The 22326-nt window shown below is 46.9% G+C and carries 27 protein-coding genes; 17 read left to right on the top strand and 10 right to left on the bottom strand.

Annotated elements, in window-relative coordinates; all coding sequences use genetic code 11:
- Positions 1-105 precede the first annotated feature (105 nt).
- From TX85_RS26765 to TX85_RS09735, 3 genes are read left to right on the top strand one after another with little or no spacing between them, the layout of a single operon-like run.
- Complete coding sequence (locus TX85_RS26765; RefSeq protein ID WP_158297317.1) at positions 106-249, top strand: hypothetical protein; 144 nt, start codon at positions 106-108, stop codon at positions 247-249.
- A 19-nt stretch (positions 250-268) separates the two neighbouring features.
- The gene (locus TX85_RS09740; RefSeq protein ID WP_044478932.1) at positions 269-763 is read left to right on the top strand and encodes a GNAT family N-acetyltransferase; all 495 of its coding nucleotides are present in this window, start codon (positions 269-271) and stop codon (positions 761-763) included.
- A 49-nt stretch (positions 764-812) separates the two neighbouring features.
- A complete protein-coding gene (locus tag TX85_RS09735) occupies positions 813-1469 on the top strand; it encodes an SMI1/KNR4 family protein (RefSeq protein WP_044478931.1) in 657 nt (218 codons plus the stop codon).
- Positions 1470-1615: 146 nt separating this feature from the next.
- On the opposite strand, the gene TX85_RS09730 is transcribed toward TX85_RS09735, so the two are convergent.
- From TX85_RS09730 to TX85_RS09715, 4 genes are all read right to left on the bottom strand, one after another.
- Positions 1616-2152, bottom strand: coding sequence for a flavodoxin family protein (locus TX85_RS09730; protein ID WP_044478929.1), 537 nt, complete (start codon positions 2150-2152; stop codon positions 1616-1618).
- Positions 2149-2631, bottom strand: coding sequence for a hypothetical protein (locus TX85_RS28290; protein WP_049894891.1), 483 nt, complete (start codon positions 2629-2631; stop codon positions 2149-2151). The genes TX85_RS09730 and TX85_RS28290 overlap by 4 nt, the downstream gene beginning before the upstream one ends.
- 12 nt (positions 2632-2643) lie before the next feature.
- Positions 2644-2952: a hypothetical protein gene (locus TX85_RS09720; protein WP_044478928.1), complete on the bottom strand. Its 309-nt coding sequence runs from the start codon at positions 2950-2952 to the stop codon at positions 2644-2646.
- A gap of 84 nt (positions 2953-3036) precedes the next feature.
- The gene (locus TX85_RS09715; protein ID WP_044478926.1) at positions 3037-3615 is read right to left on the bottom strand and encodes a TetR/AcrR family transcriptional regulator; all 579 of its coding nucleotides are present in this window, start codon (positions 3613-3615) and stop codon (positions 3037-3039) included.
- A gap of 162 nt (positions 3616-3777) precedes the next feature.
- Between TX85_RS09715 and TX85_RS09710 the strand changes: the two genes are divergently transcribed.
- Complete coding sequence (locus tag TX85_RS09710) at positions 3778-4287, top strand: hypothetical protein (RefSeq protein WP_044478925.1); 510 nt, start codon at positions 3778-3780, stop codon at positions 4285-4287.
- A 125-nt stretch (positions 4288-4412) separates the two neighbouring features.
- On the opposite strand, the gene TX85_RS09705 is transcribed toward TX85_RS09710, so the two are convergent.
- Positions 4413-4874 (bottom strand): VOC family protein, encoded by a 462-nt coding sequence (locus TX85_RS09705; protein ID WP_044478923.1) that lies wholly within the window; start codon positions 4872-4874, stop codon positions 4413-4415.
- A 118-nt stretch (positions 4875-4992) separates the two neighbouring features.
- Between TX85_RS09705 and TX85_RS09700 the strand changes: the two genes are divergently transcribed.
- The gene (locus TX85_RS09700; protein ID WP_044478922.1) at positions 4993-5913 is read left to right on the top strand and encodes a helix-turn-helix transcriptional regulator; all 921 of its coding nucleotides are present in this window, start codon (positions 4993-4995) and stop codon (positions 5911-5913) included.
- Positions 5914-5969: 56 nt separating this feature from the next.
- Here the strand turns inward: TX85_RS09700 and TX85_RS09695 are convergent, their stop codons facing one another.
- The 4 genes from TX85_RS09695 to TX85_RS09680 are packed head-to-tail and all read right to left on the bottom strand — an operon-like array spanning position 5970 to position 10697.
- Entirely contained in the window at positions 5970-7556 is a 1587-nt protein-coding gene (locus TX85_RS09695; RefSeq protein WP_044478921.1) for a methyl-accepting chemotaxis protein, read from the bottom strand.
- Positions 7557-7585: 29 nt separating this feature from the next.
- Entirely contained in the window at positions 7586-9607 is a 2022-nt protein-coding gene (locus tag TX85_RS09690; RefSeq protein ID WP_044478920.1) for a chemotaxis protein CheA, read from the bottom strand.
- Between the two features lie 11 nt (positions 9608-9618).
- The gene (locus tag TX85_RS09685; RefSeq protein WP_044478919.1) at positions 9619-10053 is read right to left on the bottom strand and encodes a chemotaxis protein CheW; all 435 of its coding nucleotides are present in this window, start codon (positions 10051-10053) and stop codon (positions 9619-9621) included.
- A 26-nt stretch (positions 10054-10079) separates the two neighbouring features.
- Positions 10080-10697, bottom strand: coding sequence for an HD-GYP domain-containing protein (locus TX85_RS09680; RefSeq protein ID WP_049894890.1), 618 nt, complete (start codon positions 10695-10697; stop codon positions 10080-10082).
- 224 nt (positions 10698-10921) lie between these two features.
- Here TX85_RS09680 and TX85_RS09675 point away from each other — a divergent pair, with 224 nt between their 5' ends.
- The 3 genes from TX85_RS09675 (at position 10922) to TX85_RS09665 (ending at position 14018) form a co-directional block, all read left to right on the top strand.
- Positions 10922-11890, top strand: coding sequence for a tyrosine-type recombinase/integrase (locus TX85_RS09675; RefSeq protein WP_044478918.1), 969 nt, complete (start codon positions 10922-10924; stop codon positions 11888-11890).
- A gap of 434 nt (positions 11891-12324) precedes the next feature.
- Positions 12325-12852: an RNA polymerase sigma factor gene (locus TX85_RS09670; RefSeq protein WP_044478917.1), complete on the top strand. Its 528-nt coding sequence runs from the start codon at positions 12325-12327 to the stop codon at positions 12850-12852.
- The gene (locus TX85_RS09665) at positions 12849-14018 is read left to right on the top strand and encodes a hypothetical protein (protein ID WP_044478915.1); all 1170 of its coding nucleotides are present in this window, start codon (positions 12849-12851) and stop codon (positions 14016-14018) included. Before TX85_RS09670 ends, TX85_RS09665 begins: the two co-directional genes overlap by 4 nt.
- 78 nt (positions 14019-14096) lie before the next feature.
- Here the strand turns inward: TX85_RS09665 and TX85_RS09660 are convergent, their stop codons facing one another.
- Positions 14097-14960 (bottom strand): YitT family protein, encoded by an 864-nt coding sequence (locus tag TX85_RS09660; protein WP_044478913.1) that lies wholly within the window; start codon positions 14958-14960, stop codon positions 14097-14099.
- Between the two features lie 149 nt (positions 14961-15109).
- On the opposite strand from TX85_RS09660, the gene TX85_RS09655 reads away from it, so the two are divergent.
- From TX85_RS09655 to TX85_RS27510, 9 genes are all read left to right on the top strand, one after another.
- Positions 15110-15442, top strand: a complete 333-nt coding sequence (locus TX85_RS09655; protein WP_044478912.1) for a nucleotide pyrophosphohydrolase — start codon at positions 15110-15112, stop codon at positions 15440-15442.
- Between the two features lie 52 nt (positions 15443-15494).
- Entirely contained in the window at positions 15495-16025 is a 531-nt protein-coding gene (locus TX85_RS09650; protein WP_044478911.1) for a tetratricopeptide repeat protein, read from the top strand.
- 22 nt (positions 16026-16047) lie between these two features.
- On the top strand, positions 16048-16854 hold the full coding sequence (gene dapB, locus TX85_RS09645; RefSeq protein ID WP_044478910.1) for a 4-hydroxy-tetrahydrodipicolinate reductase: 807 nt from the start codon (positions 16048-16050) through the stop codon (positions 16852-16854).
- A gap of 18 nt (positions 16855-16872) precedes the next feature.
- The gene (mgsA, locus tag TX85_RS09640; protein ID WP_044478908.1) at positions 16873-17292 is read left to right on the top strand and encodes a methylglyoxal synthase; all 420 of its coding nucleotides are present in this window, start codon (positions 16873-16875) and stop codon (positions 17290-17292) included.
- Between the two features lie 2 nt (positions 17293-17294).
- The gene (gene bshB1, locus TX85_RS09635; RefSeq protein WP_044478906.1) at positions 17295-18014 is read left to right on the top strand and encodes a bacillithiol biosynthesis deacetylase BshB1; all 720 of its coding nucleotides are present in this window, start codon (positions 17295-17297) and stop codon (positions 18012-18014) included.
- A 41-nt stretch (positions 18015-18055) separates the two neighbouring features.
- Positions 18056-19216 carry an N-acetyl-alpha-D-glucosaminyl L-malate synthase BshA gene (bshA, locus tag TX85_RS09630; protein WP_044478904.1) on the top strand — a complete coding sequence of 387 codons (1161 nt, stop codon included), beginning with the start codon at positions 18056-18058 and terminating at the stop codon, positions 19214-19216.
- A 41-nt stretch (positions 19217-19257) separates the two neighbouring features.
- Entirely contained in the window at positions 19258-20595 is a 1338-nt protein-coding gene (locus TX85_RS09625; protein WP_049894889.1) for a CCA tRNA nucleotidyltransferase, read from the top strand.
- Positions 20582-21559, top strand: coding sequence for a biotin--[acetyl-CoA-carboxylase] ligase (locus TX85_RS09620; protein WP_044478902.1), 978 nt, complete (start codon positions 20582-20584; stop codon positions 21557-21559). Before TX85_RS09625 ends, TX85_RS09620 begins: the two co-directional genes overlap by 14 nt.
- A 285-nt stretch (positions 21560-21844) precedes the next feature.
- A partial coding sequence (locus TX85_RS27510) for a 3-methyl-2-oxobutanoate hydroxymethyltransferase (protein ID WP_044478900.1) occupies positions 21845-22326 on the top strand: 482 nt, incomplete at its 3' end.

The following is a 22326-nucleotide window of genomic DNA, read 5'->3' as shown; positions in this document are numbered from 1 at the left end:
TAAAGTCAGTATATAGTCTAGTTAGACTATAGTCAATGGTCTAAGCTCTTTGTACACTTATATTAATCTTGAAACTCTTGTAAAATAAAAATAGGGAGAAGAATTATGGGACTTATAATTGTAATTATTTTATTCCTTATCCTGGCGTCGCAAGGCGGAGCCTACGTATTACAAAAAAAGCAGTTTGAAAATCAGGAAAAGCTAAAAGAGCAATTAGAATTAATATTGAAGGAAATGAAAAAGAGCTAAGAAGAGAGAGGTTTTATAGATGATCTATCTAAGAAAATTAGCACATGAAGAACCAGAAGAGATCTATCAAATGATATTAGAGATTGGTGCCGGGGAGAACGGATTCGTTAATAGTTTACGGTCTAGTGATTTTGAAGAGTTTAAGCAGAAGCTGAAAAAGAACGATGATATTTCTAACGGCATCAACCTGGAAGAAGGACTGGTGCCCCAAACGATCTATTGGTTTTATGATCATGATCGGCCGGTTGGATATGGGAAGCTTAGGCATAAGCTTAATGAAAAATTACTGGAGCACGGAGGGCATATAGGGTATGTGATTCGTCCTACAGCAAGAAATATGGGCTATGGAAAGCAGGCATTAACAGAGCTGGTAAAACAGGCTCATCTCATGGGAATTAAGGAAATTTTGCTAACCTGTGATGAAGCTAATATGGCCTCGAGGAGAATTATCGAGTTCAATGGCGGCGTTATGAGTGAACTGAAGGAAGGATCCTGTAAGTACTGGATCAGATGAAGCTGAGATTTCGGGAGCTTGATCAAAGAAAGTAAAGGATGGTGCTGAAATGCCTTTCTCATTTGAAATTCTCAGAGAGCGTATTGAGCGGATAGCTGAGCGCATTGAAGAGATAGGGGGGATGGTTAGAGAAATTACTATCAAAGATCCTGCCAAGCCGAAACAAATAGATTTAGTAGAGCAAAAGTTGGGTGTTCGACTGCCGTTGAGCTTTAAATATACGCTATTGCATTTCTCCGCTGAGTTTAGCTTTCGCTGGTTCTTTCCGGATGCCTATCAATTGCCTGAAAAATATAAAGGAATATTCTGCGGGACACCAAATTGGAGCTTGAATAATCTTATCCGATTTGAGGAGGAGCGAAAAGGGTGGGTCGAGCATGTATTTCCGAATCCTGAGGATGAGTACGATAAAGTGTGGCACGACAAGTTAGCATTCTTGGAAGTCGGGAATGGAGATTACTTTGCATTTGATCTGAGTGAAAAGGGGAAGCATCCGATTGTGTATTTAAGCCATGACGATGGGGCAGGGCACGGATACATCATAGCAAATGACTTTATGGAGCTGTTGGATCATTGGTCAAGAGTCTGCTTTGTAGGTGCCGAGGACTGGCAGTGGATGCCCTTTGTACAATCTCGTGAAAGTGGTATTTTGCCAGATAGTGAGTCCGCCATTGAATTTAGAAAGCAATTAGGTATAACGCTTTAGGATACAGACTGGAACTTTAGGCAAGTTGTCGAAGCTGCGTAAAGACTTGTCCGGAAGGGACAAGAGCCTTCGAATCGCATAACTGCCATTGGAAGGCCATATAAGCACGTATTTATTACCTGCCCATGTTATAAACAGCAAGACAGCTATTGTTTATCGGTGTGAATTAGCTTGTTTATTTCTTTAATGGCTATGGATGAAAGGTACCTTGCCTCAGTTTCGCTGATTTTATAGGCTGAGGTATCATTACGGGTTGTTTTTGAATTTTGAGGGAGGAAACCCTTGATGTGCTGGTCAAGCATGATTGAAGGCTCGGCTCCGGTGCGTTTTAAAAGCTCTGCAAGCAACTTCGGGTTTCCGTTGTCAGCCCCGCCGCTGATCGAAAAGAAGCCATACGCTTGTGGAGTTGATTTTAGATAGTTCCAATAGGCCCGAAGCGGGGAAGCTATATGGCCCATCCAAACAGGGGCAAAAAAGAGGATCAGGTCATATTGCTGAAGACTATCCGGGTCAGGTTCTACCTTGGGTGTTCGGGAAAAAATCATATCCAATATGATATTTCCCATGGTCATAGGCTTTCGTGGCGTAATTTTAATATGCGTTGCTGACAAATCTTGTGCTACACTTGCAGCAAGTCTATCATTATTGCCCGTGAATGAATAAGAAATAACCGCAATCTTCATTTTAAGATCTCCCCTAACATAATTATTGTTGAGCTTGTTTTAACGCAAATTCTAATGCTTTCAAATGAGCTTTGGAGGTCAGCGTTGCTCCGCTGATTTGTATCCACTTGTAAAGATTCGGTTTCTAGTACTTTTTGAAACAGATCATTTATTGTCATTTCGCCTGTTAATTTCGCAGGTTTTCCGTTGCTATCCAGCGCACCTTTTAAAACGATGATTTTTGTAATCTTAGCATCGGATACGGTGACTTGAACGGTTGCATTACGGGAACTTCCTTTGGTTCCGGCGTATTCTCCGGCATATATTCCATCTCTTAACCTTGTAAAGTCAACATCCCCAATTGTGAGAGCTTGAAGTTCCTGACGTTCAGGAGCATCCGCAAGAAACGCAATCAGGGTTCCGAGAATTGCTACACCTGTGACAATCAAAAGAATAAACCGGATTCTGATTTTCTTCCTGGACATCTTTGAAGCAGACATTTGCAACTCCCCTCATTCCAATGTAATTTTCACATACTGGTTTTTGTCTTGTTCATCAACCTCTACCAACAGGCAGGGTAAAGTCAGTTCGCCGCTGCCAAGTGCTTCAAGAATAGCCTCCATATCAATATCCTTGAGACGTTCCAACTCACCATTGACACGTCCTTTCTTCTGAGCGTATTCTGCCATCTGCCCAAGTTTCAGTCCCATCTTCACTATAAAGAAGGGGATGCGTACATTAGAGGTCAATACACCATTCTCAATAACTTCAATGCGGATTCCTTTTGGCTTAACAGGCTCGATGGTTTGTTTTTTTCTCATAAATAATCCTCCTTAAATTAGTAATTATGAATGAATAATTTAATATTCGTTCATTCAACGCCTGAAAAATACTGCTCCAGTTTACTATTCGGAGCAGTCCAAGCCTTTCATAATTAACTCCGTCATAAGATGCAGCAGCTCTGGGAAATACTCAATGCCGATTTCTTCCTTATGCGTATCCACATTTATGACTGCCGCGAATACCATCATAATCATCTTACCGTCTATGTCTTTGCGCATTTTGCCTTGCTTTTGCCAAAGTGCGATGAGCTCTAAAAAATTGTCGTACAAAAAAGCTACGGCATCAACACCGTTTTCCTCACGATAGACCTGCTGCAGCTTTTCAAACACACTTTTGTTGTACCATTCTCTTAAAATGGGATTTGACTTCATTCCCTCAACGTTTAGCATGAGCATTTGACCGATAACCTTTATAGGGGGTTGCTTCAGGTCAAGCGACTGAAAGCAGAGCTGTTTCAGCTTTGCGTTTTCTTCCAGAAAAATATCCATAAAGAGCTTTTCCTTAGAAGAATAATAGTTATAAAAGGTTCCTACTGCCATTCCGGCTTTCTTTGTGATTTCTGAAATATTGGTTTCCTTAAATCCTTTTGCGCTGAATAGCTCCTTTGCACAAGCGTAAATTAATGCTTTCTTATCTTCCACGGGTAGGCCTCCAAATAATCACTGCAATGTGAATGAACGAATATTTTTTCATTCATATTGTAGTTCATAGGAGGTGAGTTGTCAAAATAGTTTTATTATTGTCTTATGCACCTTTTAACGGCTCAGTCACGTTTATTTATATAACAAATATTAAGGAGGAAGATGGCTATAAAAGCTAAGTCATTATTTTTATTACCCATTGTAATTGTCATGTTGCTGGCATCAGCTTGTACTAGTGTTAATACTGGCTCAAGTTCATCAAAAGAGCTCGTGGCTCCTTATCTGTTAGCGTTAGACGAATTAATTTCAACAGACACAGCTCTTAACACTAATATGGAATACATTTCTCTGGTTCTGAATGAAGGAGTTCCTTTAACAAAGCCGGATAAGCAAGCCATTGAAGAATACCTGCAAGACAAATATAACTTACGTATTTATAACTACACTTATGAGCAATTAATAGATCAGAAATTGTATGAGCAGGACACAACGATGCTTAAAGGCATCCTTCTAAGCATTGAAAAGCAGAACCAGTCAGATGACCAGAACAAGATGGCAATTGAGGTCAGTAAGTATCGCGCAAATGAAGGAGCAATCGCAATAGAAATAATCTTAGCCTATCAGCAAGGACAATGGGAAATTATTGGTTACGGTCAGATGAGGCAAAGCTAGCAACAATGCCAGTACTCCTTTTAATCGTTTAAAAAGACAAAAGCAGTACGACAAGGAAATGATCCTTGCCATACTGCTGCTTTATCATATTCCCATTCTTACTCAAACCGGAATACAAATATTTGTTACCGGGAAGAAATGACCTGATTCAGAAACCTCTCTGCATCACGATTGAATTTCCAGGTGATCCCGAATTTATCCACTAGCATACCGAAGCACGAAGACCATGGGACATTGGATAGAGGCATGATAACAAAACCGCCGGCGGCTAAGTTGTTAAAATAATGCTCCAAGGCCTGCTTGTCATCCATAATGATGCTGATGAGCACGTTATTTCCCTTTACCAATTCACCTGTAGTACTCTTCATCGAAGGCAAGAGATCGGACATCATGAGTTTCCCGCCCGCAAATTCGATCGATGACTCCATGATCATATTCAACTCATTTTCCGGCATCGGAAAGTTGGGGTCCTGCGGAATATCCTTGAATTTCACCTTTTTGACTTCACTGGCCTGCAAGGCCTCCGAATAGAAATCAATCACTTCTTCTGTGTTCCCATCAAAGTTTAAGTATGCAATAACTGACATATGACAACCTCCTTCTTGTTATGAATGAAGTATAAGCTATAATAGATGACAGCTAATATGTCACCTTTTTAGACGGTAAGACAAAAAATAATGATTTACTTGCGAACGGATGGGGAAGATGGGAAAAACCGAACGACTGATTTCTATAGTAATGATCTTGCTGCAAAAAGAAATCGTATCTGCATCAGAATTTGCCAAGCTATTCCATGTATCCAAAAGAACGATTCTTCGTGATATGGAAGCCTTAAGCATGTCCAATATTCCCATCTATGCTATCAATGGCGTAAATGGGGGTTATGGCATCATGGAAGAGTATAAATTGGATAAGCGGCTTTTAAGCAGCCAGGATCTAGAGAACATCCTTACAGCGCTAAGCGGGCTGGAGCAAATTTTGTTCAGCCAAGAGGTCGAATTGACCATCCGAAAAATTGCGTCCATGGTTCATGCGAACGTGCAACAAAGCTCAATTCATTTGTCCTTTTATGATTGGAAGGGCCGCGCTGAAATTTTACAGGTCTTGAGAACATGTCAGGACGCCATTAATCAAGGCCGACTGGTCTCCTTTGATTACATCGATAAGGATGGGAAGAGCACGAAACGAATGGTGGAGCCCTACCTGCTTCATTTTAGCGAAATGAGCTGGTATTTGAGGGGATTCTGTCTGGAGCGCAGGGGATACCGAACCTTTAAGCTGTCCAGAACCGAGCATCTTCACATGGAGTCGAAGACCTTTTCCCCTAGGGAGGACGTGGCACATGATTTAGCCGAGGCGCGGTATCAACCGCAATTAATCGAAGTCAATGCATGGATTAAGCCCGCTATACGGGATCAGTTTATCGAGCGATATGGCCGGAATAGTGTTATAAGCCTTGAAGACGAATCCTTATTGGCAACATTCCAGGTGCCCCATAGCCCAATCGGATTTCAACTGATCGCTGGCTTCGGAACGAATCTGAGAATCATCGAACCTGCGGCTTTTGCCGAGGAATTTCGAACATTTTTATCTAGTATGCTTGAACAATATGATCAGGCAAAATGACCCACAAGAGGATCACTTGGAATATAAGTGGTCTTCTTATGGGTCATCATGTCGGCTTAGAGCTTGAAGGTGGATACGGATTGTTGAAGCTCTTCGGCTACTTGGGCTAGGGACTGGGCTGTGGCAGCCGTTTCTTCACTGCTGGCAGCCGCTTCCTCGGTTGTTGCTGAGATGTTCTCAATTGCAGTAAGAACTGTAGCGGTCTGTGCAGCCTGCTGTTCACTGGCGGCAGCAATCTCCATTACCTTTTGGCCTGCTTCATTGACATAATTAACGATGTGTCCAAAGGACTCTCCGGTACGTTCAGACAATTCCGCGCTGTCATGTACGGATTTTACGCTGGCACGGGTATTTTCCTGCATGCCTTTAATAATACCTGTAATCTGCTTGGTTGCTTCGCCGCTACGTTCGGCAAGCTTTCGCACTTCATCGGCGACTACCGCGAACCCGCGACCCTGCTCGCCGGCTCTTGCTGCTTCAATTGCCGCATTAAGCGCAAGCAAGTTGGTTTGATCTGCAATATCCTCAATCACACTAATAATTTCGCCAACCCTCTGCGAATCATCTTCCAATCTCGTCATTTGCAGACTTACTGATTTCATGCTTTCGCTGGAGGTTTGAACAACATGGCTTCCTTCCTCAGCGATACGCACGGTTTCATTAGACAGTTCGGAGGCCAGCTCGGTGTTACGGGCTACGGCGTGTATCGCTGCAGACAAGTCCTTGAACAATTCATTCATCGTCTGAGCATCACTCGCCTGACTTGCATTTCCGCTGGCAATTTCCTCCGTGCTGGCAGAGATTTGCTGAGAGGCTGCAGCGAGGCTTTGAGCATGGCTCAAAATGTTACCGACAGTGTCCCGCAAGCTTAAGACCATATTATTCATTCCTTGAGCAAGCTGCCCGATCTCATCTTTAGTGGAGATGTCAAGAGTGTTCCGGAGATTTCCACTAGCTACTTGCTGGACAAGTTGAGTGACTCGTGCAAGAGGTCTGGCAATGATCTGCGCAATAATATAACCCAGGAGAATAGAGATTACGGCAGAAATAGCAATTACAGCTATGGAGATATTTCTAGAGGAGGTATAGGTTGCCTCTCCAGCATCCTTTGTCGCGTCCGCCTCCGCCATATTAATGTCGATCAAATCATACAACAGGTCTCTGATTTTATCACCGACATCGCCCAACTCGTTCTTGATCAATTGTTCCATTTCTTGTTTTTGGTTGTTGGTGCTCATTTCCACTGCTTGATCAAGCAACCCCAGATATTCATTCCATAGTCCGTCGAACGGTTCTAGAGCGGCCTTGGATTCCTCGCTGAGGAGCGTACTTCGAAAGGCATTCATATTATTCAGCAGTTCTTTCTTTTCTATTTCCAGTTGATTGATGTCTTCCTCTTCAGCCGCTTTGTTGTCTGCCATATAGATGCTTCTAACGAGAACCCGCATACGCGTGTAGCCGATCTGTGCAGATTGCACGGATTGTAGAGGAATAAGCCCGTCATCGTACATCGACTTCAGGGACCCGTTCATCTTGCTTAAATTGGTGAGACTATATATTCCAACAAAAGCGAGAATCAGCGATACTAGCAAAAATGCGGAAATCAGCTTTACACTGGTCTTCAAATTGTAGAAAAATTTCATGTGATGTTCCTCCAGGTTCGTTGGGTTGTCTATGCGTTGCCGGATAACTTAATAATTGTTTCGACATCAAGAATAAGGGCTACATTACCGCTGCCTAAAATCGTTGCTCCTGAAATCCCGTCAGTTCTGGCGATAAAGCTGCCAAGACTCTTGATCACGATCTCCTGATTTCCGATCAACTCATCCACTGCCAGTGCGACTCGCTTTTCAGCCCTTCCGATAATAACCATAGGCAAATAGTTGCGAGCTGGAGAATGCGGGTATTGAAAATGTTCCTGCAGCCAGACGACAGGGATGACTTGTTGCCGGATTTTTATAACAGGCTCCCCTTGCAGCCTTTTGATTTCATCTGTTTCGACCCGTGTAATCTCCGCAACGCTGCTCATAGGAATAATAAAGGTCCGTCCGCTGATTTTTACGAGCAATCCTGTAACAATGGCTAAAGTAAGGGGGAGGCGGATCTGGAATACGGTGCCTTCACCCTTGACTGTCTCAATATCAATCATGCCGCTCATGCGTTCAATATTATTGCGAACAATGTCCATGCCCACCCCGCGGCCGGAGACTTCACTCACCTCGGCGGCAGTTGAAAATCCCGGTCTGAAGATGAGATGAAGAGCTTCATCATCACTCAAGCGCTGGGCTTCAGCCTGTGATAGGATTCCTTTCTGGACGGCTGATAAACGAAGCTTGTCTGCGTCCATCCCAGCTCCGTCATCTCGAATGGAGATCACGACATGGTTATCCTGATGTATAGCGGATATGGTGACTGTGCCGCGCTCGCTTTTACCGATCAACCGTCTTTGCTCCGGCCTCTCGATCCCATGATCAACCGCGTTACGGATCAGGTGGATCAGAGGGTCGCCGATCTCTTCTATTAGGTTGCGGTCCAGCTCGGTATCTTTCCCTTGCAAAATAAGGTCAACCTGTTTGCCCAAAGATTCGGATAAATCCCTAACCATACGCGGAAAACGGCTGTACAGCTGCTCAATTGGAAACATCCGGGCTTTCATTACACCGTCCTGCAATTCGCTGGTGAGCAAGCTCAAATGGTCCGAAAGCTGAACCAGCTCTTCAACAAGCTCATCGGCGCCGAATTTTTGTCTGAACAGTTGCTTGATCTGCTGAAATCTCGTCTGATCAATCACAAGCTCACCAGCGAGATTCATCAAATGATCCAATCGTTCGATATTCACCCGGATGGTTGGGGATTTACTCTTTGTCCCCGGCATTTCAGAGCGCTGTAAGAGAGAAGAATCCGCAGCCTCCGGCAACAGCTCTTTTGGTGCTTCTGCGTTACCTGGAATATCAGAGAGCAAGAAGGGGAGGACGTCTACCGTTTCCACATCCAATATTGCACTCACGCTCTTTTTAAGTCCTTGATCATCCAGGTCATTAGAGGCCAGAATCCATGTTACTTCATGGATTTCCTCTTCCTTAAGCGATTCCCAGCTCGGGGGATCGCTGTCTACCATCGTGCCATAGTTCCTGAGTTCCGTTTCGACCAGATACATTCGCGGCTGTCTCATCTGTGCGTGGGGAGAAAGGGACACCCTGATCGAAAATAACTTTTTTCCGGACTGTAATGCTTGCTTGACATGCTGCTTCAGACGTTCATGCCATTCTGGAGAAACTGCATTTTCTTCAAATGCTTCGGCTTCTGAGGCTTCGAGTAGGCTGTACTGCTGAAGCTCCTGCAGAAGGGATGAAATATCTGCTGTTTCGGAATCGGTCTGGATGATTTCATCTTGAAGTCCTTTCATGACATCGAGTCCTGTGAACATAAGGTTAATTAAGGGCTTGGCCACAGATAGCTGTCCATTTCTTACTTGATCCAGAAGATGCTCAACATGATGAGTCACTTCCTTCATCTTGTGGTATCCCATCGCGGCGGAAGAGCCCTTTAAAGTGTGCGCAGCGCGAAAAAGCCGATCAATAGCGCTGTCGGCAGGCCCTTCCTGCTCAAGACGTAATACTTCTTCTTCAATAAGCTGAAGCTGTTCATCCAATTCTTCTAAGTATAATTCGCGGTAGTCCGACAAATTGGTCACGAATGTTCCTCCTAGCTGTCTCCGAGAAGCACCTCATCTAGTTTTAGAATTCCTACCAGGCTCCCGTCTGACGCCAACCCAATACCTGTAAATAAACTACCGCTTACCTGAGCGATCTTATCCGGAGGGGGTTGAATATCACTGAAGGTGGTTACCTTGCTGACTTTATCCACAATGATTCCTACTGCTTCTTCCTTGTGATTGGCAACCACGATGCGTGTGGCTTTCGTGAATTCATCGGGTTCCAGCATAAATAGGCTCCTTAGACTAATGACAGGTACGATTTTTCCCCGCAAGTTAATCACACCCTGGACATAAGGGTAGCTGTTAGGGATATCAGTTATGGCCTGCATCTTAATAATCTCATGAATTTCGGAGATCGTGATCGCATAGTTCTCACTGTCTACACAAAACTCGATATACTGCTCCTGATCTGTTGATTGCATTTCTCAGTTTCCTACCTTTCCTGATTTCACCCAAGATAAGAGTTGTCCGAATCGAACAGCTCAAGTGCTACCCGGGTAATGTCCGGATCGAACTGGATGGCACTATTGCGTTGCAATTCCTGCTTGACCTGTTCGAGCGTCAAATTTGGACGGTATGGTCGTTCGCTCATCATTGCGTCATAGGCGTCAGCTATGGAACAGATGCGAGCTAGTAAGGGGATTTCCTGCTCTTTAAGCCCGGAAGGATACCCATACCCGTCCCAACGTTCATGATGATGAAGAATCACTTCGAAGACGGATTCCTCAAAATCAGAAATGTTATGTAAAAGATCCGCACCTACCTGCGGGTGAAGCTTAATAATTCGCCATTGCTGAGTGGAAAGGGGGGCTGTTTGCTCCAGCACGCTTATGGGCAGCATGATTTTACCCAGATCATGAAGAAAACAGCCGCGCAATAAATTCTCTTTCTCACAAGTTCCCAGACTCATCTTCGTGGCGATTCGTTCTGCGAATATAGCTACCCGAATACTATGTTGATAGATTTCAGGACGATGTTTTTGCATAAAGTTCATGAGGTGAATCAGAGGAGTAGATTCTTGGTATATTACGGACTGTCGGTCGATTAATTCTTGCAAAGGGCTCAATATGGTTCTCCTTTCCTGTGAGATACATGAAAACAGAATCCGACGATGTTATCAGCGAGACAGTCAAAAAAACCTCCTTTTCCTAGTAAATTCAATCACTTGCGGTCTTTGCATGCCTTCATCCCGATGACTTGCGACGTGTCAAGTTTCAAAATCAAGTAAATATCGACCTAGATAGGTCGTATAATGATAATTATCCTACAAAAATTCAGGGGGACACATGAATGACTACTACTAACAACATGATTCTTGCAGATTCGTTCGCTTTGCTTCATTCGGATTCAAAGGGCCTTAGTGACGATAAGATCGTCAACATGTTTTTAAGTGCCTGCTGTACTGCAGAAAATACGAAGAGGAGCTACTTAAGAGCTATTCATTGTTTTCGGGAATTCATTGGGTTCAAGAAGCTTGATACGGTAACATGGAGGGAAATTGAGTCGTTTAAGCTTTATCTGCAGCAGCGTGAGAAGTTAAGTGCAAAAAGCTCGCTGGCGCCAGCGAGCATCGCGGCTTTTATTGCTCCACTGAAATCATTATATAGATGGGGGAGCGATGAAAACGTCGGGCTCTTTAAAAGTAATCCTACATCTAATGTGCGCCTTCCTGTTGTACAGGTAACAAGCCACCGGAATTTTTTAACTAAAAAAGAGGTAGGGTTGCTGCTGAAGTATCTGCAGAAGGATAGTCAAAGGAATTACTTGATCGGGCTATCCCTCGTATTGCTTGGTTTGCGTGTGTCAGAGCTCAGTTCGATCTGTTGGGGGAATTTTCACAGTGATCCTTTAGAATCGAGTGTGTGGCTTACGCTTCAATATACAAAGGGCGGAAAAACAAGGGAAGTTAAGGTGCCCGAAAGTTTATGGAACATATTTTTGGATTACGCAACGCGTATGTTCGGAGACGCTGTTCCTCCTGCAACGTTCAGATTGTTTCCAATCTCCACAAGACAAATTGAACGAATTATTCGCAAGGCTGGAGAAAGAAGCGGGATAACGAAAAAGCTGACGCCGCACTGGCTGAGACATACAAACGCTACCTTGGCATTACTTGGGGGAGCATCGCTTCAGCAAGTGCAAGAAACGCTAGGTCATTCACATATTAATACGACACAGCGATACTTGCATACTGTGGAGCAAATGAAGAAGGCGGCCCCGGATTATGTACATGATACGCTGCGGGAAATTATTTACTAATGCTCTATGCAAAGTAGGTTGTTTGTCCTATAATTTGATTAATCACTCCAACAAAAAACGGTCTTTTTATACATTTTTGCCCATGACATTTGTCGGATAATTATCATTATACGACCTATTTCGACATTCTCGACATTCCATTCCTAAAATTTAAACTTCCCAAAAATTACCTTGTCATAGAAAGTTCCGGAACTGTCACGAGTGCTATGAAAGAAAAACAGAAAAAGATCTATAGCAAGCACTCAACGTGCATTACACCAGTTCTTCTACCTGTGAATCAGCTTTGCGAGCTTCAGTTTATTGAATAGCTAAATACAGACATGGCCGTCCAAGGGCCGTGTCTTTTTTTGGCAGAATTAATTTGTATAAAAATGAACCTATTCATGATTTGTGACAATGTATAAATGAATGCTTGATCAGAGAGGAGGAGTTACTTGGAAATTGATGAGTTGATCGAACTGGTGGAGCTGCACGGTAAGGCGATTTATGGCTTTTGTTACAATCTGACCAGAAACAAGGAAGACGCGGACGATTTGTATCAAGATACTTTTCTGAAGGCCGCTGAATTAAGACACAAGATGGATATGTCGGGCAATCCAAAAGCTTTCCTGATCTCCATTGCGATCCGGTTGCACAGAAATTCCCGTCGAAAACTCGCCTGGAGGCGGAAAATTGCCCATCCCATTCAGCTTGACGAAGCGGGGGGGTATTACCCTGGATCCCTTGCATGTAATGAGAATCCAGAAGATGCCCTGCTGTCGCAGGAGCTTCGTACCATGATCCAGAAAGCAGCTGATCAACTGGACGATAAGCTTAAGTTACCACTTATTATGTACTATGCGGTGGACATGACCATTGAAGAGATTGCTTCGACGCTTAGCATCCCGGGCGGAACGGTGAAAAGCAGGCTACATAAGGCTCGCAGGATCATGAGAAATGTTGTGGGGGATGATTCCATATGAATGATGCAGATTGGGAGCGAATACTACGGGCTTCTCTGGCTTCTGAAATGGAGCCTGAAGAAAAACTAAATCAAGTAATTATCCGTAAACTTCTGGCACACCAACAGTTGAAGCCGAGGTATAAGAGGAAAGTATCAGTAGGATTGGCCGCCGTCATGTTGATGCTAGTCTTGTCGTTGTCCGCTTATGCGGCGGGACAATTATTCTCAGCAAGGCAGGTTGCCGAGCAATTAGGTGATCGGCTGCTGGCCGATGCGTTTGACAGCAAGGATGCTATTCTGATCGATCAATCGAAGGATTCCGGGGGATATCGCTTTACACTGCACGGTCTTGTCTCCGGAGAGAATTTAAGCGAATTCCGCCAGGAATCGGAGGATATTTTTCCTGACAGGACATATGCGGTTGTATCGATTGCCAGACTGGATGGGACACCGATGCCTCGTCCTTCCGAGCCCGAGTACGGACAAGATCTGTTTTTTATATCTCCGTTGATAAAAGGGCAGAAGCCTTGGATGGTCAATATCGCAACGATGAATGGCGGGTACAGTGAAACTGTTATGGACGGTGTGATGTATAGAATGATTGAATGCGATCAGGTAGAGGTATTTGCAGACAGAGGGGTGTACTTGGCAATTAGCAGCGGGACTTCGTTCTATAGCAACGAGGCGTTTAGGTTCGATGAGAATACAGGTGAGGTTCATGTAAGAGAGGACTACTCTAAGGCCTCACTTTTGTTCGATCTTCCTCTTGATCCGGCAAAGGCAGATCGTCAAACCGCAGAGACTTATTTGAAAGAATTGCTGAACAACTCTACATCTACGCAGAACACGGAAAACCATGAATACTCGGGGAGTACGGGGGATGAGGCTTGGGTTCGCTGGATTGAGGAATTGCGGGCCAAAATCCGCAACGGTGAGCAGGTAGGCGAGACGATTACCGATTCGATCAAGGAAGTGACCTATGATGCCTCTGGGAATATCACGTATACTTACGGAGACTTAACCGCAACCATTTCCCTTGAAAATTTATTCGAAGAGGGACAGACCGGATTTACGGATCGACGGCTTCCAATTAGCGGGAACGGGGATAACTATAGAGCCATGCTCTTCCACAAAGATGAGAATGGCGTGATTACCGGAAGAATTGTTGAAATTGAAATAGAGTAGTCTACTGGATAATTAGCGAGCCCAATCCTTGGAGCTCGCCTTTTTTATCGAAGGAATACAGAATGCCATTTCCTTATGCTAATCTTCCTTAAATCCTTCCCCATGCACATCATGCACATCGTTGATAATAATGAATGCCCGGGGGTCGACCGATTTTGCGATTTGATGAAGGCGGCGGATCTCCGGACGGGAGACGACGCAGTATGCCATGTATTTGGATTGCTTGGAGTAGGCGCCGATCGCCGGGATCAAGGTCACTCCCCGATCCATTTCCTTCGTAATCATATCCGCAATGTCCGGAGCATGATCACTAATAATGGTAAAGGCCTTGGCCGAGTATGCCCCCTCCTGGATAAAGTCGATAACTTTGGAAGCGATGAATACCGCGACAAGGGTGTATAAAATATTTTCCTTCGCTACATAGAAAAGTGACAGCGCAATAATGATAATATCGATAGTCAGAATGACCTGTCCCATACTGAAGCCGTATTTGCGGTTCAGAATTCGGGCTACAATATCGGATCCGCCCGTCGTGCCGCCGAATCGAAATACAATGCCAAGTCCAGCGCCAAGCGTTACACCTGCATAGAGAGAGGCCAGAATAAAATCCGTTTCGAAGGTTTCGATCCAGCCGTGCTCAATCATCTTTTCGAAGATCCATAAGAAAAAGGACAACGAACCGATCCCGATTCCGGTATAAACAATCTGGCGTCCGCCAAGAATTTTCCATCCCAGAAAGAATAGCGGGATATTCAGAAGCAAATTGGAGAACGATGGTGAAATACCAAAAGCGTATTTGAGCAGGATCGTGATTCCGGTCACCCCTCCCTCCATAAGCTGATTGGGTATAATAAAATAGAGAAGTCCGAAGGCATAGATTGCGGTTCCCAATAAAATAGGAAGCACCGTTTTCACGACTCCCGATACTTTAAATGAATTCATTAATTTCATCCCTCACCTATCCATAGAAAGTGAATTTTTCGCATACTTACTTAGTATATCTTTTTTTCGTGTGATTAAAAATGATTTGTCTTCAAAACTGCTTTGCGATAACATAGGGATGAAACTCACAACTTGCGGAGGAATGTCGGATGGAAGAGAAGTCTCTCGCCGAAATGCAGCGTGAAGTGGACCGATACATATCGCAGTTTAAGGAAGGCTATTTCAGTCCGCTTGCGTTGATGGCTAGAATGAGTGAAGAAGTCGGAGAGTTGGCCCGAGAGGTCAATCATAGCTATGGCGAGAAGAAGAAAAAAGCAGACGAAGCGGATAATTCCATTGAATTGGAGCTTGGGGACATTATGTTTATCACCATGTGCTTCGCCAATTCGCTGGGCATCGATCTGACGGAAGCTCACAATAAAGTGATGCATAAATTCAATACTCGCGATGCGAATCGTTGGACTCGTAAGGACACCGAATAAGAACCTCTGTCATATGCTGTACTGTGAACAGCCCATGACAGGGGGGAAGCAGATGAAGGCGGAGGACTATCTTAAGAAGGCATACCGCAGCATTTACAATAATGATTTTGAACAGGCGATATCCTGGTTTGACCAGGCGCTCGCTATTGAGCCGGATAACGCAGATATTCATTATCGGTGCTCCATTACATGTGCGCGAAGCAACAGGCTGGACAAAGCCATTGCCAACGCCAGACTCGCATTCGCATTAATGCCTGCGCAGGAGGAATATAAGCTGCATTTTGACCGGATACAAGCCAAGGAGCTAACACAGCTGGCCAAGAAGCGTTTGGATTCTTCCTCTAGCAGTTCGTCACAGGGAAGCAATTCATCATCTGCGATACGACTGTTGAAGCGGGCCGTCCAGCTGGATCCGCTATCTGTGGATTCACAGGTGTGGTTAGCTATTGCCTATGCCGAGACGGGTCAATATGTGAATGCGCTGAAGGCGCTTCGGGATGCATCGTCACTGCCCCAGGATGAAGCGGTGGCGACACAGCTTCGAGAACTGGAGCAAAGAATACGCAAAACCATGAAAACCTAGTTGAACAAGTGGAGGTATCAGGATGACGGATAGAATCAGAGTTGCTGTGGCTGGTGCAGCAGGCAGAATGGGACGCGAAGTCGTCAAAATGGTGCTGGAGGATGAAAGTCTGGAGCTGGTTGCCGCCATCAGCATCGACAATGATGGGGAGGATGCAGGGACCCTGGCGGGATTGAAGCCTTGCGGTGTAAGACTGACATCCGACCTGGAGCTTGCGCTGCTTGAGAGCAAGCCGCACGTCATGGTCGATTTTACTACCCCGGCATCGGCATACGGAAATACCGAGCTAGCCATCAAGCATGGCGTTGCTCCTGTAATCGGTACGACCGGCTTCACGCCGGAACAGATCGAGGATCTGGACAAGCAGTGCCGGGCCAAGAAGCTTGGCGGGCTCATTGCACCAAACTTCTCAATCGGCGCGATTCTGATGATGAAGTTCGCCGCGGAAGCAGCCAAATATTTTCCGCATCTGGAGATTATCGAATATCATGGGGATCAGAAGCTGGATGCGCCTTCGGGAACGGCGGTGAAGACCGCTGAACTGATTGCGGCTAACCGGGAAGAGCTGCGCCAGGGCAATCCGAACGAGGAAGAGACGATTGAAGGCTCAAGAGGCGGCTATTATAATGGCTTTAGAATCCACAGTGTCCGGCTGCCTGGAGTATTTGCGCAGCAGGAGGTCATCTTTGGCGGATTCGGGCAGAGTCTCAAGATACGCCACGATTCCTTCGAGCGTGCAGGATATATGCCGGGCGTTAATTTGGCGGTCAAGAAAGTGCTTCAATGCGAGGGCATGGTTTATGGTTTCGAACATTTAATGGATGGATAGTAAGGGGAGAGAGAGAACATGTTGAATATCGCTTTTATTGCACACGACCGTAAGAAAGAAGATATCGTTAATTTTGTCATTGCCTATGAGCATGTGTTCAGGGGGAAGAAGCTGTATTCGACCGGTACGACGGGGATGCGTATTATGGAAGCGACAGATCTGCAGATTCACCGCTTCCTCTCCGGGCCGCTTGGCGGCGACCAGCAAATCGGCGCTCTGATCGCGCAAAATGAAATGGATCTCGTGCTCTTCTTCCGTGATCCATTAATGGCACAGCCTCACGAGCCGGACATTACCGCGCTGTTGAGATTGTGCGATGTGCACGGTATTCCTGTCGCGACGAATTTGGCTACGGCTGAGATTCTGGTTCGTGCTCTGGATCGCGGAGATTTCGGCTGGCGTGAGCTGGTAGAATCCAACAAGCCGGGATTGGGTTAAGGATGAGTACATCTGTAGAACCGTTGGACATCCTTGTGTTCGGTGCTCATGCAGATGATGCGGAGATTGGGATGGCAGGCACAATTGCTAAGCATACCGCTGCCGGTATGCGGGTTGGTCTGTGTGATCTGACGCAGGCCGAATTGTCCTCGAATGGCACGGTAGAGCTAAGGCTTCAAGAAGCCGATGCGGCTGCCCGAGTGCTAGGCGTTGCCATGCGCATAAATCTCGGTCTGCCGGACCGCGGGCTATTCGGGACACCGGAACAGATTGCTGCCGTAACTGAACTGATTCGCACCTATGCACCGAAGATGGTGTTTGCTCCTCATTGGGAGGATCGCCATCCCGATCATGTAGCCTGCAGCAAGCTGGTGCAAGAGGCGGTATTTAATGCGAAGCTGCGCCGGTATATGCCGGACAAGCCGGCGGTTAGTCTGCCGGAGCTTTATTTTTACTATATTAACGACTGGACAACCCCGGATGTGCTGGTGGATGTAACGGACCATTATGCGCTCAAACAGCAGGCTCTTGGCTGTTACCGTTCCCAGTTCATAAAAGCGGAAGGTGACGATGCTGCGCCGACGCCGCTGAATCAGGGGTATATCGAAAGGGTGCAGGCCAGAGATGCCTTACTGGGCCAAGCCCGGCTGATTCCTTATGCCGAAGGCTTCACGGTAAAGACACCTTATCTTGTTCATCTGTTCGGAGCCAGCCGCTCATAAACTATACTTGTGAATTAAGGAATCAAGGAGGCCGCTGGCGGATGGATTCATTTCTGAAGATCGGCATTACATGTTACCCGTCACTCGGCGGGTCAGGAGTAGTTGCGACAGAACTCGGCAAGCTGCTTGCGGAGAAGGGGCATGAGGTTCATTTTATATCGCATAGTGTTCCTTTCCGTCTTGGCAGCTTTCATAAAAATATTAAGTATCACGAAGTGGATGTCAGCGACTATTATGTGTTCCGCTATCCGCCTTATGATCTATCGTTAGCTACGAAAATGGCTCAAGTCGCCAAGCAGCAGGAGCTGGACGTGCTTCATGTACACTATGCCGTTCCGCATGCTGTGTGCGCCTTCCTGGCCAAGCAGATGGTCGGCGATAAGCTGAAGGTGGTCACGACCTTGCATGGAACGGATATTACGGTGCTGGCTCAGGACGAGTCGCTGAAGGATCTGATTCGGCTTGCCATTAATGAGAGCGATGCTGTAACCTCGGTGTCCAAGGATCTGACCCGGGAGACCCGGGAAGTACTGGATATTACCCGCGAGATCGATCTGACCTATAATTTCGTAGATCCGCGAGAATATTATCCGCGAAATACCTGCAACTGCAAAAGCGACTTTGCAGAACCGGGCGAAAAGGTATTGATGCATATTTCGAATTTCCGGCCGGTGAAGCGGGTTGGCGATGTGGTTGAAGTATTCAAGAAGGTTCAGGAGCAGATGCCTGCAAAGCTGTTATTTGTCGGCGAAGGCCCGGACCTTCCAAAGATTCAATGGAAGATCCGGGAGATGGGGATAGAGGATAAGGTGCATTTTCTGGGCAAACAGGATGATATCGCCCAGGTGATCTCCATGGCGGATCTGCTGCTGCTTCCTTCCGAGAAGGAGAGCTTCGGGCTTGTCGCGCTGGAGGCAATGGCGTGCGGTGTGCCTACGGTGGGCTCCATTGCGGGAGGTATTCCGGAATTGATAACACACGGCGAGACCGGCTATCTGGCTCCGATTGGCGATGTGGATGCGATGGCTGAACATTGTCTCACCTTGCTGACCCAGCCTGAACAGATGAAGAGATTTCGCGAAGCCTGTCTGTATCGCGCCAAGAATGATTTTAGCAGCGAACGGATGATGCGGACTTACGAGTCCATTTACTATCGAGTGCTTCAACGCGAGACTCCCGGCGTGAATCAAATCTGTCCTTGAGTCTTAGATTTGCACGAGAAGTGTGCTTGGAGGCTGATCCTATGAACAGATGGAAAATGGTTCCCCCCCTGATGGTTCATCAGGGGGAGCTGGTGCTGGAACGGCTTGCGTTGCAGGGCTTCGAAGCCTACTTCGTAGGCGGGTGCGTTCGGGATGAATTGATGGGGCGCCCGGTTCACGATATGGATATTGCAACCTCGGCCACACCGGAACAGGTCGTTGCTCTGTTTGACCGGACTGTGCCGACCGGAATTCAGCATGGTACTGTAACTGTGCTGATGGAGGATCATGCGTTCGAGGTGACGACCTTTCGCAAGGAAGCGGAATATGAGGGGCACCGCAGGCCCTCCGAGGTGCAGTATGTGCGTGAACTTGAGCAGGATTTGCAGCGGCGTGATTTCACGATGAATGCTATCGCAATGGATCGTCACGGACAGATTAGCGACCCGTATCACGGGCTTCAGGATATTGAAGCGGGTGTCATTCGTGCGGTAGGGAGTGCTGCGGAACGCTTTGATGAGGATGCTCTGCGCATGGTGCGGGCTGTTCGGTTCGCTTCGGTCTTCGGCTTCCGTCTGACCAAGAGCACCTGGTCCGGTCTTCGAATTTGCCGCGACAAGATCGCCTTTATCGCAACAGAGCGTATTCGCACTGAGCTGGAAAAGATGATCACAGGCCCTCGCCCCCTGCGGGGGCTGGAACTGCTGCGGAGAAGCGGTTTGCTAGAATACATAAACGCACCTGTTCCGATGTCGGCGCTGCGGTGGCCTGTCAAGGAAGCGCCGAATGGCTGGCTGGCTGCCATCGAGCATGCCGAAGGGGCGGAGCTGCCGGAGCTTCGATGGTCGCTGCTGCTTCAAGGCTTGAGCGTTCGCGGTGAGGAGGCAGTCCCGATGCTGAAGCGCTGGACATTTTCAAGGAAGCTGTCCCAGGCGGTGTCCAACATCATCATCTTCGATGAAGTGATGAACACGCTGAATGAAGATCGCTCCATTTCGCTGGAAGCACGGAGAACCCGGTTCATCGAGACGACGCTTCGGCTCGGCAAGGAGACGGCGGAAGGCTGGCTGCTGCGGAGAAAGGCTCTGATTAAGAACCACCGTCCGGAAAACGAAGAGAACGATCCAGGTAAAGCTAACCTTCTAACGGAGAATTTCCCGGAGGCAGAGTGGTATAGAGCGATCACCGTATTTGCTCTGTCGGATCTGAAGCTAAGCGGCGGTGAGATTATTGCCGCAACCGGGCGGAAAGGCGGCCCTTGGTTAACAGAGCTGTTAAACGGATTACTCCTTGCCGTTGCGGCAGGGGAATTAACAAATGAGAGAAATGTACTTCTTGAACATGCGAAAGCTGTGGTGAATACGTATGGACACATCTAGACTGTTAACCTTGCTGAAGGAACATGCTGCAACAGGGGAATATTTGTCCGGAGAAGACTTAAGCAAGCTGCTGAAGATCAGCCGAACCGCAGTCTGGAAGCAGATTAACAAGCTAAGGGAAGAAGGTTATGAATTTGATGCGGTATCCCGCAGGGGGTACCGTCTCCTTCATGCCCCGGATCTAATGACTGCCGAACGGCTGGAGCGGTATTTGCAGACGAAGCTCTATGGGAGGAAGCTGCAACTGCTGAGCGTAACAAGCTCCACCCAAATCGTAGCCAAGGAATTGGCAGAGGAAGGGGAGCCGGAGGGGACGCTTGTTTTTGCTGAGCAGCAGACTGTAGGTAGAGGAAGACAAGGGCGCAGCTGGCATTCTCCAGCCGGCAAGGGCATTTGGATGAGCCTGGTGCTGCGTCCCGAGCTGCCACTAAGGTCCGCTCCGCAGCTTACCTTGATGACCGCAGTAGCAGTATGCCTGGCGATACGCAAGGTAACCGGTGTGGAGGCCGGCATCAAGTGGCCGAACGATCTGCTTGCAGGCGGCAAGAAGATATGCGGGATTCTTCTTGAATCGGCAGGGGAAGATACCCGGATGAAATATTGCATCGCGGGGATCGGAATTGATGTTAATCTGGAGCAGGAAGACCTCCCCGAGCATTTGCAGGGCGTCGCTACCTCGCTAAAGCTGGCTGCGGGTCAGACTCAAGACCGGGCGGAGCTTGCGGCAGAGGTGCTTCTTCGAATGGAGCAGCTAATGGAGCTTTATCAAGCTGAAGGCTTCCAGCCGATCAGATTACTGTGGGAGGACATGTCCGTCACGCTAGGGCGGGGCGTGTCGGTCGCCGGTCATCAGGGGATGAATACCGGCAGAGCAGTCGCCCTGGATGATTCTGGCGGATTAGTGATTCTGGATGAATCCGGAGCGCTTGCCACGATTTTTTCCGGAGAACTTGAACTTGACTGATGTAAAATGTTTTGCAATTTGTTATACTGTCCACATGAGGCGATATCGATTTGAAATCGAATTGCACTCCAATGGGCAGACTTAAGTTAGACAGGTAAGTAGTACAGAGTTTCCAAGATCGCATGGATTCTGCTCTGAGCCGATGAGGACCGAGACAGAAAGAACGAGCGAAAGACGACTCTTCTTTTGTGTGGATTCGGGACCTTTAGTGCCAAACTAAAAGGTTTTTTTTGTGCGTCCAGAATATCCTGGTGTGCAAAATACCGAAGGAGGATAATGACAACGATGGCTGAAAAACGTGCACTAAACATTGTGAAGATGAAAAAAATGAAGCAGGAAGGCAACCCGATCACGATGATTACGGCCTATGACTACCCTTCCGCGAAGCTGGCGGAGGAAGCGGATATCGACATCATTCTTGTTGGCGATTCGCTGGGCAATGTAGTATTGGGTTATGATTCCACGATTCCGGTGACTACGGACGATATCGTCTATCATACCCGTTCTGTCGCTCGTGCTGCCGGGAATACGTTCATTGTAGCGGATTTGCCATTCATGACATATCACGGGAGCATTGATGAGACGCTCCGGACAGTAAGAAGAATCATGCAGGAAGGCCATGCCCATGCGGTTAAAATGGAGGGCGGTGCGGAGATTGCGCTTCAGGTGCAGAGCATTGTCCAGGCAGGCGTGCCGGTGCTGGGTCATATCGGCTTGACACCGCAATCGGTCAATCAGATCGGCGGCTACCGCGTGCAAGGCAAGGA

It is taken from the genome of Paenibacillus antibioticophila, assembly GCF_000455265.1.
Taxonomy (GTDB): domain Bacteria; phylum Bacillota; class Bacilli; order Paenibacillales; family Paenibacillaceae; genus Fontibacillus; species Fontibacillus antibioticophila.
The sequence above is the reverse complement of the archived record's forward strand: the minus strand, read 5'-3'. Positions and strand labels throughout refer to the sequence as shown.